The sequence below is a fragment of the Streptomyces sp. NPDC005435 genome, from assembly GCF_040703155.1.
Classification (GTDB): Bacteria; Actinomycetota; Actinomycetes; order Streptomycetales; family Streptomycetaceae; genus Streptomyces.
The window spans coordinates 35,911-49,669 of sequence record NZ_JBEXEQ010000018.1 but is presented as its reverse complement, the minus strand read 5'-3'; the positions used below and the strand labels follow the sequence as shown (position 1 = coordinate 49,669).

At 74.0% G+C, this 13,759-nt stretch carries 14 protein-coding genes; 7 read left to right on the top strand and 7 right to left on the bottom strand.

Annotated features, from left to right (window positions below; genetic code table 11):
* Positions 1-3: 3 nt before the first annotated feature.
* A complete protein-coding gene (locus AB0898_RS22905; protein WP_366804826.1) occupies positions 4-1,320 on the bottom strand; it encodes an MFS transporter in 1,317 nt (438 codons plus the stop codon).
* A gap of 181 nt (positions 1,321-1,501) precedes the next feature.
* Here AB0898_RS22905 and AB0898_RS22900 point away from each other — a divergent pair, with 181 nt between their 5' ends.
* Positions 1,502-2,473 carry a LuxR C-terminal-related transcriptional regulator gene (locus tag AB0898_RS22900; RefSeq protein WP_366804825.1) on the top strand — a complete coding sequence of 324 codons (972 nt, stop codon included), beginning with the start codon at positions 1,502-1,504 and terminating at the stop codon, positions 2,471-2,473.
* 44 nt (positions 2,474-2,517) lie between these two features.
* Here AB0898_RS22900 and AB0898_RS22895 read toward each other — a convergent pair whose 3' ends face one another.
* Together AB0898_RS22895 and AB0898_RS22890 are read right to left on the bottom strand one after the other, a co-directional pair.
* The gene (locus AB0898_RS22895; protein ID WP_366804824.1) at positions 2,518-3,165 is read right to left on the bottom strand and encodes a response regulator transcription factor; all 648 of its coding nucleotides are present in this window, start codon (positions 3,163-3,165) and stop codon (positions 2,518-2,520) included.
* Between the two features lie 2 nt (positions 3,166-3,167).
* Positions 3,168-4,418, bottom strand: coding sequence for a histidine kinase (locus AB0898_RS22890; protein ID WP_366804823.1), 1,251 nt, complete (start codon positions 4,416-4,418; stop codon positions 3,168-3,170).
* Between the two features lie 169 nt (positions 4,419-4,587).
* Here AB0898_RS22890 and AB0898_RS22885 point away from each other — a divergent pair, with 169 nt between their 5' ends.
* The 4 genes from AB0898_RS22885 to AB0898_RS22870 all read left to right on the top strand — a co-directional run bounded on the left by AB0898_RS22885 (position 4,588) and on the right by AB0898_RS22870 (position 7,771).
* On the top strand, positions 4,588-5,112 hold the full coding sequence (locus tag AB0898_RS22885) for a YceI family protein (RefSeq protein ID WP_366804822.1): 525 nt from the start codon (positions 4,588-4,590) through the stop codon (positions 5,110-5,112).
* Positions 5,109-6,038 carry an ABC transporter ATP-binding protein gene (locus tag AB0898_RS22880; RefSeq protein WP_366804821.1) on the top strand — a complete coding sequence of 310 codons (930 nt, stop codon included), beginning with the start codon at positions 5,109-5,111 and terminating at the stop codon, positions 6,036-6,038. The genes AB0898_RS22885 and AB0898_RS22880 overlap by 4 nt, the downstream gene beginning before the upstream one ends.
* The gene (locus AB0898_RS22875; protein ID WP_366804820.1) at positions 6,035-6,799 is read left to right on the top strand and encodes an ABC transporter permease; all 765 of its coding nucleotides are present in this window, start codon (positions 6,035-6,037) and stop codon (positions 6,797-6,799) included. Before AB0898_RS22880 ends, AB0898_RS22875 begins: the two co-directional genes overlap by 4 nt.
* Positions 6,800-6,895: 96 nt before the next feature.
* Complete coding sequence (locus AB0898_RS22870; RefSeq protein WP_366804818.1) at positions 6,896-7,771, top strand: YhjD/YihY/BrkB family envelope integrity protein; 876 nt, start codon at positions 6,896-6,898, stop codon at positions 7,769-7,771.
* Here the strand turns inward: AB0898_RS22870 and AB0898_RS22865 are convergent.
* Entirely contained in the window at positions 7,749-9,176 is a 1,428-nt protein-coding gene (locus tag AB0898_RS22865) for a hypothetical protein (protein ID WP_366804817.1), read from the bottom strand. The two genes, AB0898_RS22870 and AB0898_RS22865, sit on opposite strands and share 23 nt — an antisense overlap.
* A 223-nt stretch (positions 9,177-9,399) precedes the next feature.
* On the opposite strand from AB0898_RS22865, the gene AB0898_RS22860 reads away from it, so the two are divergent.
* Positions 9,400-9,885: a hypothetical protein gene (locus tag AB0898_RS22860; RefSeq protein ID WP_366804816.1), complete on the top strand. Its 486-nt coding sequence runs from the start codon at positions 9,400-9,402 to the stop codon at positions 9,883-9,885.
* 63 nt (positions 9,886-9,948) lie between these two features.
* Here the strand turns inward: AB0898_RS22860 and AB0898_RS22855 are convergent, their stop codons facing one another.
* Positions 9,949-10,932: a MerR family transcriptional regulator gene (locus tag AB0898_RS22855; RefSeq protein ID WP_366804815.1), complete on the bottom strand. Its 984-nt coding sequence runs from the start codon at positions 10,930-10,932 to the stop codon at positions 9,949-9,951.
* A 281-nt stretch (positions 10,933-11,213) separates the two neighbouring features.
* Here AB0898_RS22855 and AB0898_RS22850 point away from each other — a divergent pair, with 281 nt between their 5' ends.
* On the top strand, positions 11,214-11,513 hold the full coding sequence (locus AB0898_RS22850; protein WP_366804814.1) for a hypothetical protein: 300 nt from the start codon (positions 11,214-11,216) through the stop codon (positions 11,511-11,513).
* On the opposite strand, the gene AB0898_RS22845 is transcribed toward AB0898_RS22850, so the two are convergent.
* Both AB0898_RS22845 and AB0898_RS22840 read right to left on the bottom strand, forming a co-directional pair.
* Positions 11,510-12,952 (bottom strand): HAMP domain-containing sensor histidine kinase, encoded by a 1,443-nt coding sequence (locus AB0898_RS22845; RefSeq protein WP_366804813.1) that lies wholly within the window; start codon positions 12,950-12,952, stop codon positions 11,510-11,512. The two genes, AB0898_RS22850 and AB0898_RS22845, sit on opposite strands and share 4 nt — an antisense overlap.
* Positions 12,952-13,680, bottom strand: coding sequence for a response regulator transcription factor (locus AB0898_RS22840; protein ID WP_366804812.1), 729 nt, complete (start codon positions 13,678-13,680; stop codon positions 12,952-12,954). The genes AB0898_RS22845 and AB0898_RS22840 overlap by 1 nt, the downstream gene beginning before the upstream one ends.
* Positions 13,681-13,759 lie beyond the last annotated feature (79 nt).

Here is a 13,759-nt window from a genome sequence, read left to right as displayed (position 1 = left end):
ATTTCACCGGTTTCGGGCGGAGTTGTTCCGGGCTGAGTTGTTCCGGGCGGGGGTGTTGCGGGCGGGGTTTTCGGACCCCGCCTCCGTCATGTGCCGGGAGTGGCCCGGGCGTTGGGTGGTGTGGGCGGTGTGGGCCGCGAGGGCGGTGGCCGCGGCAAGGGCGGTGGCCGCGGTGAGGAACATGGCGGTGCTGCCGGCCGAGGCGGCCACCTTGCCGAGGACGAGGTTGCCGAGCCCGATGCCGATGTTGACGTAGGCGCCGTAGGCGGCCAGGGCGGTGCCGCGGCGGTGGTCGTCGACGGAACGGGCGACCAGGGTGCCGAGCGCGGGATAGCTCTGGGCCATGCCGACGGCGACCAGGACCGCGCCGAGTACGGCGAGCGGCAGACAGGGGGCGGCGCCGATGAGCAGGACGCCGGCGAGTTCGGCGGCCAGGACGCCGCCGAGCGCTCTCGGCGAGGTGAAGTCGGACCGCACGCGTCCGCCGGCCAGCCGGATCGCCACCATGGCCAGGGCGTAGCCGGTGACCACGGCGGTGGCGCCCCCGACTCCGCGCCGGGTCAGGGCGGTGACCGCGAAGCTGATCACCACGGCGTAGCCGAAGGCCGCCAGCGCCATGGCGGTGCCGGGCCGGAGGGTGGCGGCGAGGGCCCCGCCGGATCGCGTTCCCGGGGCGGGGGGCCGGCGCCTGCCCGGTACGGCGGCGAGCAGCGGCACGGCCAGCAGCGGCATCGCTCCGGCGATCAGCCAGGTGTCGTTCATGCCCAGGTGGTCCACGAGGAGTTGGCCGATCGGGGCGCCGGCGGCCAGCACGAGGTAGTTCACCAGCCCGACCAGGCCGATGGCCCAGGTCTGCCGCTCCGGCGGGGCCAGCGCGACCATCCAGACCGTGGCCGCCGAGAGGGTGGCCCCCAGCCCGACGCCGAGCAGGAGACGGCAGGCCAGCAGGAGGGGCAGCGTGGTGGAGACGGCGTACCCGCCGGTGGCCACGGCCATCAGGAGCATGCCGGAGGACAGGACGGCCCGGGGGCCGATCCGGTCGAGCAGCAGGCCGGCGGCGGGCCGGGACAGTACGGCGGTGACGGTGTATCCGCCCATCACCCAGCCGACGTCACCGGCGTTTCCGTGCAGCGTCCCGGTGACGTAGCCGGGCAGCACGGGGATGGTCAGTCCGACCGCGAGGTAGGCCATGCCGGCCGCGGCGAACACCAGTCGGACGGAGCGGCGCCGGCGGTCCGGCACGGCCGGGGTGCCGTTGGTCTCCGGTGTCGCGGGTGTCGCGCCGGTGGTGCCGGAGCCGCCGCTGATCGCCATTCGCATGTGCCGGGAACCCCTCGCAATTCGCTCCGCCCCCTTGCCGAACAGCCCGGACGGACAGCGCTCTTGACGCCTTCTCGGTCGCCAGCCTGTCATCGGGAAAGGCGCGGAAAAGGCCTGAGGGCATTGCGGATTTACACATTGTAAGATCTGGCACGTGCAACAAATGCGGGAATGTCAAGAAATGTGCACCAGTAGTGATATGGGTGCTGTTTGCGGCAGGGGGATCGAGTACTTCCGCCGTACGGTCGAGCAGGGCCACAGCCGCGCACAGGACGTTCCCCCCTGCCTGGCCAGGCTGCGGCTGGCGCGCCCGGTGCCCGGCGCTCCGGAACGGCTCTACCCGGTGGCGCCGTCGGTGGCGCTGGCCGAGCTGTGCCGGCCGCTGGAGGACCGCATGACCGAACTGGCCCGGCAGGTAGAGGAGTTGCGCGGCGTGCTGGAGCCGGTGGAAGCGGTGTACGCGGCGGCGCGACGGGAGCGGCGGCTGGCGCCCACCACGCTGGTCGGCGCGGCCGAGATCAAAGCGGCGTTGCACAGCGCGGTGTCGGCCTGTGAGCGGGACCTGATCAGTGTGCAGCCCGACGGCGGCCGGCCGGAGAGCGCGCTGGCCGAGAGCGCGGAGCGGGTGCTGCCCAAGCTGCGGCAGGGGGTGCGCAATCGCAGCCTGTACCAGCACGTGGTGCGCAGCCACCCGCCCACGATGCGCTTCGTGGAGCAGGTGACCGAGGCGGGCGGCGAGGTGCGGACGCTGAGCGATCTGAGCGAGCGGATGATCGTCTGCGACCGGACGGTGGCCTTCATCCCCGTGTCCGCGGGCCGTCGCGACGAGATGCTGGAGATCCGGAACGCCGGGGTGATCGATCTCCTGATCGGCGTCTTCGAGCGGGCCTGGCTGCGGGCGGTGCCGGTGGTGCCGGACCCGGCCCGGGCGGCCGGCCCGGACGTCGTCTCCGACCTGCACCTGTCGATCATGCGTCTGCTGGTCACCGGCAGCACCGACTCCGCCATCGCCCACCGCCTCGGCGTCAGCAGCCGCACCGTCACCGAGCACGTGCGGCGGATCTCCGGGCGGCTCAACAGCGGCAGCCGGGCCCAGCTCGGCTACCTCATCGCCACGTCGGGACTGCTCGACGAGCCGGTGTCCGGGACCTGACCTGCATCAGGGCGCGCGCGTCAGCCCGTCAGCCTGTCAACCCGTCAGCCCGTCAGCCCCGCGTCGTGCGCCAGCAGCCCCGCCTGGGTCCGGTTCGCGCAGCCCAGTTTCTCCAGGGTGCGGGAGACGTGGCCCTTGACGGTGGCCTCGGAGAGGTGGAGGCGGGTGGCGATGTGGGCGTTGGGGAGGCCTTCGCCGAGGGCGGTGAGGACCTGGAGTTCGCGTTCGGTGAGGGTGGCGAGGAGGTCGCGGGCGCGGTCGTGGGCGGAGAGGCGGTCGGTGGAGGCGGCGATCAGGCGGCGGGCGGCCGAGGGGGACAGGACGGTGTGGCCTTGGGCGGCGGTCCGTACGAGGCCGATCAGTTCCTCGGGCGGGGTGGACTTCACCAGGAAGCCGGTCGCCCCGGCGCGCAGCGCGCGCAGGACGTACTGGTCGGCGTCGAAGGTGGTCAGGACCAGGGTGTGCGGCGGGTCGGGCAGCCGGCCGAGGTGTTCGATCGCGGTCAGGCCGTCCATGCCCGGCATCCGCAGGTCCATGAGGACGACGTCGGGGCGGCCGCGCCGTACCGCTTCGAGGCCGGCCGCGCCGTCGTGGGCCTCGTCGACGACCTCGATGTCCGGGGCCGAGCCGAGGATGGTGCGCAGGAATCCGCAGACCATGGGCTCGTCGTCCACCACTACGACCCGGATCATGCTCATGCCTCCGCTTCGGCGGTCGGGACGAACGCGGGCAGCGTCGCCTCGACGCCGAACCCCCCGTCGGTACAGGGTCCGGCACGCAGGGTGCCGTGCACCAGCTCGATGCGCTGCCGGAGCCGCGCGATGCCGAGCCCGGAGCCCGTACCGGCGAGGGCGACGGCCGGGGCGGCGGTGGGCGCGGTGTTGTGGACGGTGAGCCGTACCCGCGTGCTGTCGTACGCCACGCTCACCCGCACCCTGGCCCCCGGCGCGTGCTTGCGTACGTTGGTCAGCGCCTCGCGCAGCACCCGGTAGGCGGTGCGGCCGACGACCGGGGAGGCCAGCGCGGGGTCGCCCTCCTCGGTCAGTTCGGTGGGGATGCCGACGGCCACGGACTCGGCCACCAGAGCGGCGAAGCCCGTCACCGAGGGGGTGCGGTCGCCCTCCGGGGCGGTGCGCAGGATGCCGACCAGGTCGCGCAGTTCCTCCAGCGCCTGGCAGCCGGCGGCGCGCAGCTCCTCCGCCGCGCGCCGGGTCCCCTCGTCCGGGGCGGTCACCTTCAGGGCGCCCGCCTGGAGCACCATCAGGCTGACCCGGTGGGTGACGACGTCGTGCATCTCCCCGGCGAGCCGGGCGCGTTCCTCGGCGCGGGCCCGCTCGGCGAGCAGGTGCCTTTCCCTTTCGGCGCGTTCGGCCCGCTCCACGAGGGCCCGCAGCAGCCGGCGGCGGGCGTCGAAGTACAGCGCGAGGAGCGGTCCGACGGCCGTGCGCAGCAGCCCGATCGTCATGGTGGTGAGCGACGGCTCCCAGGGCCGCATGACGACGAGGGTGAGGGCGGCGAGCACGGCGTACGCGGTACGGCGGTCGCGGCGGTCACGCTGGCCGTACCGGTCGCGCCGGCCGCACCGGTCCCGCCGCCCGTGCCGGTAGAACAGCGGCCCGTACGCGGCCGGGAGCGTGGCGAACGGCGCCCAGATGCCGCCGGGGTGGCGCGGGGTCAGCAGCCCCGCCGGGAAGACCAGCAGCGACACCGCGAGGGTGAACGCGCCGAGTACGGCGACGACGGTCAGCGGGGCGGTGCGGCGTACGGCGAGCGAGGCGCACGCGAGGGCCTGGGCGCCTAGCAGGGTCCAGGCGAGCGGGCCCGGACGGTCGGGCCACCAGGTGGCGCCGGTCAGGGTCAGGACGGTGTCGAGCAGGACGAAGGCGGCCGCGATCGCCACGTCCACGGCGAGCCGGTGCCGGCAGTGCCACGGTCCGTCGCTCATGCGGGCCACGGTAGGACACCGGGGGCGGGGGCGGACCCGGCCGGCGCGGATCGGGGACCTCCGGCGGGGGCGGACCCCTACGAAAGTCGGGTACGACAGCTCCCAACGCAGGCCGCGCATAAGACCGTTCACTCTTCCGCCCGGCCCGCCCGCGTCGTGCAATGGGGGCATGAACGCGACAGGCGGCACCACTCCGACGCCCACCCAGACCCCCCGCCCGGGCCGCTACACGATCGACCCGGACGGCTCGGCGCTCTCCTTCCGGACCACGCACGTCTTCGGACTGCTGCCGGTGCGCGGCACGTTCGCGCTGCGCGGCGGCACCGTCGACGTGGCGGACCCGCTCTCCGGCTCGCGGATCGGCGCGGAGGTCGACGCGGCGAGCTTCCGCTCGGGCAACGCACAGCGGGACGGCGCCGTACGGTCGGCGCGGTTCCTGGACACCGGCACGCACCCGCTGATCACGTTCGTCTCCGCGGAGGTGGGCGCCGACGCGGTCTCCGGGACGCTGACCGCGCACGGGGTCTCCCGGCCGGTGCGGCTGTCGGTCGTCCGACTCGACGTGCTCGCGGACGCCTTCACCGTACGGGCCACCCTCCGGGTCGACCGCACCGAGTTCGGGGTGACCGCCTCGCCGGGGATGGCCGGGCGGCGGCTCGAACTGACCGTGGTGGCGCGGTGCGTGCGGGCATGACCGACGCCGTGGTGGTGGCGGGGCTGCACAAGCGGCACGGGGACGTGCACGCCGTGCGCGGAGTGGACTTCGCCGTGGCGCACGGGGAGATCTTCGCGCTGCTCGGGCGGAACGGGGCCGGCAAGACCACCACCATGGAGATCCTGGAGGGGTTCCGGGACCGGGACGCGGGGCGGGTGGAGGTGCTCGGTCTCGACCCGGGTGAGAAGGCCACCGGGCGGGCGCTGCGCGAGCGGATCGGGCTGGTGCTGCAGGACGTGGCGGTCGAGCCGTACCTCACCGTCCGCGAGACGGTCGCCCGTAACGCGGGCTACTACCCCGCGCCGCGCGATGTGGACGAGGTCGTCGGTCTGGTCGGGCTCGCGGGGCTTGAGCGGCAGAAGGTGCGGGCGCTCTCCGGCGGCCAGAAACGGCGCCTGGACCTGGCGTTGGGGGTGATCGGCGATCCCGCGCTGCTCTTCCTCGACGAGCCGACGACCGGATTCGACCCCAACGCCCGCCGCAATGCCTGGCAGTTGATACGAGAGCTGCGCGACACGGGCACCACCATCGTCCTCACCACCCACTACATGGAGGAGGCCCAGCGCCTCGCCGACCGGGTCGCGGTGATCGCCGACGGGCGGATCGTGGCCGAGGGCACGCCGTCGGCACTGGGCGGCCGCGACACCGCGACCACCCGCATCCGCTTCGCACCGCCGCCCGGAACCACCTTGGCTGACTTGCCAGTTGAGGCGATATGCAACAACGACGGCCTCCTCACCGTCGAGACCCCCGAACCCACCGCGACCCTGCACCTCCTCACCGGCTGGGCCCTGCGCCACGACACGGTCCTCACGGGCCTGACCGTGGACCGGCCGAGCCTGGAGGAGGTCTATCTGCGACTGACGGCCCCGGCGGAGGACGCACGGGAGAGGAGCGCGGGATGAACCTAGAAATGACGTGGCATCAGATCCGGTACGAGCAGCTGTCGTTCTGGCGCAATCCGCAGAGCGCGTTCTTCACGTTCGTGTTCCCGGTCGTGGTGATGGCGGTCTTCGGCGGCCTCTTCGGCGGTGTCGGCTCGGCCGAGTTCTACTTCGGCCGCTCCGCGCTCCAGTACTACGTCTCCACGATCGCCGCGCTGTCCGTACTGGGCTCCTGCTACAGCCAGTTGGCGATCGTGCTGGCGATGCGGCGGCAGACCGGCGTGCTGAAGCGGGTCCGGGCCACTCCCCTGCCCGCCTCGGTGTACTTCGTCGGGCTGCTGGCGCACTGCGTCCTGGTCAGCCTGGTCGACGTCCTGCTGATCACGGCGGTGGGCGCCCTCTACGGCGTCCCGCTCCCCGGCCCCGCCCACTGGCCCGCCCTCACCGCCTCCCTCCTTCTCGGCGCCGCCGCCTTCTGCGCCCTCGGCGTCGGGGTCTCGGCCCTGATCCGCAACGCGGAGGCGGCCCCGGCGGTGGTCCAACTCGTGCTGTTCCCCCTGGTGTTCATCTCCGGCACCTACCTGCCGATCCACTCTTCCCTGCTGAACACCGTCGCTTCCGCCCTCCCGGTGAAACCCTTCAACGACGCCCTCCTCCACTCCTTCGGCCCCGGCCCGGCGACCCTCCCCTGGGGCGACCTCGGGGTGCCGGCGCTGTGGGGGGCGGCGGGGGCCGTGGTGGCCGTACGGCGGTTCCGGTGGGACCAGGGGCGGGGGGACTGACGCGGCGACACGCCCGATCGGACGCGTACCGCTCGCCGTCCCCGCAGGCCGCCCCGTTGACTGGGCTTCTGTGGGCCGGGTGGGTCGGGAGGCGGTATGGCGTGGAAGGCGCGGCTGGAGCGGCTGCGCGCGGAGGCCGAGCGGCGCTTCCCCGTCATCACCGAGCTGACCGGGCGGCTGCTCTCCGCCAACCTGCTGGACGCGGCCACCCGGCTGGCCGCGCAGGCGTTCCTGGCGGCCGTACCGCTGCTGTTCGCGTTCGCCGCGTTCGCGCCGGAGGGGATGCGGGAGCAGTTGCGGGACTCGCTGCGGGCCGTGTTCGGGCTGACCGGGGGTTCCAGCCGGCAGCTGGACCAGGTGCTGAACGAGTCCACCGACCCCGAGTACCGGGAGACGAGCGGGATCATCGGGCTGGTGGTGACGGTGGTCTCGGCCACCAGTTTCAGCCGGGCGATGGCGCGGGTGTGCGAGCGGGCGTGGCGGCTGCCGAAGGCCGGTACGCGGATCGCGGCCTGGCGGTGGGTGGTGTGGCTGCTGGTCCTGGTGCTGGTGATCCTCTTCCAGGCGCCGGTGCGCGACGGCTTCGGCGCCGGGCTGTGGCTCGGCACCCCGCTGCTCTTCCTGGTCGGCACGTTCGTCTGGCTGTGGACCCAGCGGCTGCTGCTCGCGGCGCGGGTGCCGTGGCTCGCGCTGCTGCCGGGGGCGCTGCTGGCGTCGGCCGCCTCGACCGCGCTCAGCCTCACCGCGCGGATCTACATGCCGCAGGCCCTCAACCGCTCCCTGCGCGAGTACGGCTCGCTCGGCCTGGTGCTGGCCCTGCTGTCCTGGCTGATCGTGCTCAGCGCGGCGATCACCTTCGCGGTGACGATCGGGGCGGTGCTGGCGCAGGAGCCGCCGCTGAACCGGTGGCTGGGGACGGAACGGATCGAGAAGGGCGGGCCGGGACAGGTCAAGGACGGCCGGGCGGACTGACTCCGGCCCCCAGACCGCCTCCACGGTCCTCCGGCGGCCCAGACGCCCCCGCCGGCCCAGGCGCCCCCGCCGGCCCAGGCGACTCAGGCGGCCCCGACGCCCCAGGCGGCCCCGACGACGTAGGCGACCCAGGCGGCTTCGACGGCTCCGGCGCCTCCGCCAGGAAGTCCACCACCGCGAGCGCGAACAGCAGCGCCAGGGCCAGTCCGACGACCACCCAGCCGGTCGGGCGGTCCCAGAGGACGTACGCCACGACCGCCCCCGCCACGAGCAGCCACTCGATCCAGCGCCGGTAGCGGTGCGCGAAGGGCCCGACCGGCCCGGTGCGCATCCCGAACCGGTCGGCCTGGCCGCGTACGGCGTGGATGCCCGTGTGCCACAACTCCCGTACGCCGCGCGCGTAGTGGCCGGGTCCGGAGAGCCAGGCCGCGAGGGCGACGACCACGCCGAGCGTGATCACGGCCCGTACGGCGGTGCGCAGGAACCGGGTGAGGGTGTCGTAGACGGCCTCGGCGGCGGGCTGGGAGACGTCGGAGGGCAGGGCGTCCAGGTAGACCACCCGGAAGACGGTGAGGCCGAGGCCGAGCAGCAGGGCGGTGAAGGCGAAGCCGAGCGCGGCGGCGACGAGCGCCCGGCGGCGCCGTACGGCGGTCAGCACCCCGGCGATCAGCAGCACGGCGGCGAGGACGGGCACCCACAGCCCGGCGATCTCCAGCAGCCGGAAGTACGTCTTGAGCTTGCCCACCTCCTCCGCCTGGAGCACGGTGAAGCTGGTGTGCACCTCGGGGATCTTGCCCGCGAGGCCGAGCCCCGCGCCGACCAGCCGGTCCTTGACCTGCTCGATGACGGGGGCGAGGTCGATCTGCACCTTGTCGCCCTGGAGCTGGACCGCGCCGCCCCCGCTGCCGGTGAGGGCCTTGTCGACGCTGGTGTGGATCTGCCGGTTGGCGTTGGTCCAGAACGTGGCGAACCGGTCGGAGGCGACGACCTCGCGCGTCTTGTCGTTGACGAAACTGCGCACCGCGCCCTGGAGCGAGCTGCCGATGCCGCCGAGCGCCTTGTCGACGAGGGGGCGGTCCTTCGGGGCGACCTTCGCCAGCAGCTTCGGGATGTCGAGGCGGTCCATCAGCGCGTCGGTGGCCCGGTTCGCCACGGCGTCCTGGACGGCGGGGTCGCGGGCCAGCGGGGCGACGGTGGCGACGTACCGGTCGGTGTCGTCGGCGAGGTCGGCGGTCCAGGCGGCGACGACGCCGAGCGGGGCGAGCAGACAGCCGAGCACGACGAGCACGAAGGCGACGACGGCCCGCCCGGGGTGCCGCCGCGGCCGTGGCCGCCCCTCCAGCGCGGCCACCCGGGCCCGCAGCTCCTCCCAGTCCGCGCTCTCCGACGGCTGCTCCTGCGCCATGCCCGCCCTCCTCCGCTCCGGCTGCGCGCCGACTCCGCTCCGACTCCGCCGCGGCCCGGCCGGACGGGCACCTGTGAGCAGCAGATCCCGGGCGCGGGGTGCGCGCGAGCGACGGTGACCCGTTCGGGTGGACCGGTCGCACGGGTGTCCCACACGGCGTGCGGGGCGGGGTGCGCGCCCCTTGACTGGAGCGGTGATCTTCGGCGAGATACGGAGGCGGGACATGGCGGGGTACTGGATAAGAGGCACGGCCGGAGCCGTGGTCGCGGTGGCGCTCGGGCTAGCGTCCGCCGGGTGCTCGGACGGGTCGAGCAGCCCGTCCGACAGCGCGAGCAGGGCGGCCTCGGCGGCCTCCTCCCTCGCCTCCCGCGCGGGCGACTCGCTGGCCTCGGCCACGGCGGAGGCCCGGCGGAAGCTGGACCAGGTCAAGGGCGGGGTGAACGCCAAGAGCGATGTGAAGCTCGGCGGGATCACCACCGACTCCGACGGCCGGGCGAACGTCGCGGTGACCGCGGACAACACCACCGACTCCCGCAAGTCCTTCGTGGCCCAGGTCAACTTCGACGACAAGAACGGCAACCTGCTCGACACCGTCGTCGTGACCATCGACAACGTCGGCGCGGGCTCCCACCGCCAGGCCACGGCCCGCAGCCACCGCAAGCTGAGCGGCGACATCAAGGCGACGGTGGCGACGGCACTGCGCCACTGAGACGCACCGCCACGCCGCCGAGCCCGGCCGCCACGACTCCGAGCCCGGCCACTCGCAGCCGCCCTACGCCACCGCCCCCCGGCGCCCGCGCAGCCACTCCAGCACCCGTTCCGCGTGCTCGCCGGGCGGGAAGACCGGGTAGAAGACGTGCTCGACCACCCCGTCACGGACGATCAGCGTCAGCCGCCTGTACAGACGCCTCCCCGCCGCCTCGAAGGTGGGCAGGTCCAGCGCTCCGGCGAGGGCGAAGCCGGGGTCGGAGAGCATCGGGAAGGGCAGCCGGAGCCGCTCCACGACCTCGCGCTGGTAGCCGGTGTCCTGGCTGGAGAGCCCGTACACCCCGGCCGCGCCGGCCTCCCGCAGCTCCTCGAAGTGGTCGCGGAAGCCGCACGACTCCACGGTGCAGCCCCGGGCGCCGGGGATGGCGTCCCAGCCCTCGGGCAGGTCGGTGCCGGGGCGGCCGGTGAGGGGGTAGACGTAGATCACCGTGCGGCCGGGGCCGAGGGCGCCGAGCCGTACGGTCCCGTCCGCCGTGTCCGGCAGGGCCAGCGGCGGCATCCGGGTGCCGGGGAGGTGACGGGCGGCGCCGTCGTCCTCGGGTACGGGCAGGCCGGCGGGCAGGGTGAGGTGGTCGTCCATCGTTCCGCTCTCCTCCGTCAGGGGTGCGCCCGGCTGCGCGGCCGCTTCCAGGCGTGCGGTCAGCAGCGCCCTTCTCGCGGTCAACTCCTCTATGCGCAGGGTGAGTTCAGCGACCGCGTCGCGGTATCCCGCGAGCGAGGCCGGGCAGTCCGCGTGGCTGCGGCCCGCCGTCAGACAGTCCAGGAACGGGCGGGTGCGCTCGGCGGGGATGCCGAGGCGTTTCAGCGCCCGGATCTCCTGGACCAGGCGCAGGTCGGCCCCGTCGTAGCTGCGGTAGCCGTTCGGGCGGCGGGCCGGGGTCACCAGGCCCAGGGACTCGTAGTACCGCACCGCCTTCACCGTGGTCCCGGCCCGCCGGGCCAGCTCCCCGATCCGCATCCCCGCCGCCCCGCTCCGCCCGCCGCTCATGTCACGGCACGCTAGACCCTGCCCCCGGGGTCAGGGTCAAGCACGGCCCGGGAGGTGAGTACGGGCCCGTCCGCGCGCGCCGTACGGAGGTGTCCGCGATCTCGGTCATCATGGAAAGACCGCGTCACCGCCCCCGGCCGGGTGCCGTGGGCGTCACCCCGACCAGTGACGCACATCGCCGATGCGCGTGGCACCGGACCCCCACCGGGCCCGTCCTCCATACCGTGGGTTTCCATCCGCCATCGGCCACAGGCCAGTCCATCCAGCTCATCAGGGGAGACATGCAGGAGACGCGAACGGACACGCGACCGGCGACGCCGGGCACCGCCGTGGGGATCGACGTACGCGACCTCACCCCGACCCTGACCCTGCTGTTCGTCAGCCTCGTCGTCGCCGCCGTCGGGGTGTACGAACTGTGCGGCTTCGGCCTCCACAGCCTCGACCCCCGCCCCCACCTCTTCAGCGACGGCCTGGCCACCGGCGGCGTGATCGTCGCCGCCGTCGCGGCCGGCGCGGCAGCCGGCAACCTGGCCTGGACCCTCGCGACATCCCGCCGGAACGCGGCGGCCCGCGACCACTAGGGGGTGTCTCCCCCGGCCACCGCGCCGCCGACCGTGAAGCCGATGACCGCGCCGCCGCCCTCGCGGCGGTAGGCGAACGGGGCGCCGCCGTGGGCCGTCGCGACCTCGCGGACGATGGAGAGGCCGAGGCCGGAGCCGGGGAGGGAGCGGGCGTCGGCGGCGCGGTAGAAGCGGTCGAAGATGCGGATGAGGTCGCCCTCGGCGATGCCCTGGCCCCGGTCGAGGACCTCCACGCGGACAGTGCCCGCGCGGGCGGGGCCGGTGACGCGGACCTCGATCGGCGCGGTGCCGTCCCGGTCGAACTTCGCGGCGTTCTCGACCAGGTTCGAGATGGCCCGCTGGAGCATCCCGGGCCGCCCCTCGGTCCGGGTGTCCCCGCTGACCCGCAGCACGATCTCCCGGCCGGTACGGCGCCCGGCGAGCCCCGCCACGTCCTCCGCGAGGTCGGCGAGGTCCACCCGCTGCGGCGGCTCGGAGTCGGACTGCCCGGCGGCGAGGTCGACCAGCTCGTTCACCAGGTCGGTCAGCTCGCGGGCCTCCTGGCCGAGGTCCGCGACCAGCTCCTCGCGCGTGCCGGGCGGCAGCTCGTCCAGCCGCCGCAGCAGCGAGATGTTCGTACGCAGCGAGGTCAGCGGGGTGCGCAGCTCGTGCCCCGCGTCCTGGACCAGCCGCCGCTGGTCCTCCTCCGACTGGGCGAGCCGGCCCAGCATCCGGTCGAAGGCGCGGCCGAGCCGCCCGACCTCGTCGAGTCCGGCGACGGGCACCTCGATGCCGAGCCGCCGGGTGCGGGCCACGTCCTCGGCGGCCGCCGTGAGCACCACCAGACGCCGGGTGATCCGGCGCGCCAGCCACCAGCCGAACAGCCCCGCCCCCACCACGACCGCCGCCATCAGGATCAGCGTCCGCTGCTGGAGCGTGCGCAGCAGGTCCTCGGTGTCGCTGAACTCCTGCGCCACCTGGACCGCGCCCTTGCCGTCCCCGAGCGAGACGGTGGCGACCCGGAACAGGTCCTCGCCGACCCGTACGTCCTTGTGCTCGGCCAGCTTCCCGGCCGCCCGCGCCCCGGCGGCGGCCCGGTCGGCGGCCGTCACCGGCAGCACCGGGCTGCCGTGGTCGACGATCTCCCCGCGCGCGCCCAGCACCTGCACATCCGTCCGCGCGGGCCGTACGACGTCGTGCCCGGGGCGGGAGGAGGAGAAGTCGTCCGGGGTCATGTCGTGCTGCCGCACCTCGTCCCGTACGTCCCCCACGACCTGTGTGAACACCGACTGCTGGTCCACCCGGACGAGCCGGGCCGCCGAGCCGTACGACAGGATGCCGACCAGGATCGTGACGGCGGCGGTGACGGCGGCGAAGGACACCGCGAAGGTGGTGCGCAGCGAGACCAGCTTCGTCCGGCCGGCCCGCGACCGGCCCGGCGGCCACCAGGGACGGTCCACTACTCCTCCCGCAGCACGTACCCCACACCGCGCACGGTGTGGATCAGCTGCGGGGCGTCCGGCTCGTCCAGCTTGCGGCGCAGATAGCCGACGTAGACGGCGAGGTTCTTGGAGCCCGGCCCGAAGTCGTAGCCCCAGATGCGGTCGTAGATCGTGGAGTGGTCGAGCACGATGCCCGCGTTGCGCACCAGCAGTTCCAGCAGCTCGAACTCGGTGCGGGTCAGCTCCAGCTCGCGCACCCCGCGCCAGCAGCGGCGGGCCTGGAGGTCCATCCGCAGCCCGGCGGCGCCCACCTGGTGGCGCTCGGCGAGCACCGGCCGGTCCTCGGGGCTGACGGCGGGGGCGGGAATCGCCGGCGTGGAGGTGGTACGGCGCAGCAGCGCGCGCAGCCGGGCGAAGACCTCCTCCACGTCGAACGGCTTGACCACGTAGTCGTCGGCGCCCGCGTCCAGGCCCGCGATGCGGTCGGCGGTCTCCACCAGCGCGGTGAGCATGAGGATCGGCGTGCGGTCGCCCTCGGCACGCAGCACCCGGCAGACCTGGAGGCCGTCGATGCCGGGCATCATCACGTCGAGCAGCAGCACGTCCGGCGGGGTGCGGTGGGCGTGCGCCAGGGCCTCGACACCGTCGGCGACCGCCGTCACCGCGTAGCCCTCCAGGGTGAGGGCACGCTCCAGGGCGTGGCGGATGGCGCGGTCGTCTTCGGCGAGGAGCACAGTCTGGGGCACCCGACCAGTCTGCCAAGGCGCGGGAGCGTTCGGCCGGGCCCGGTGATCCACGGTGGTCCTTTTTACCGGGATCTCACCG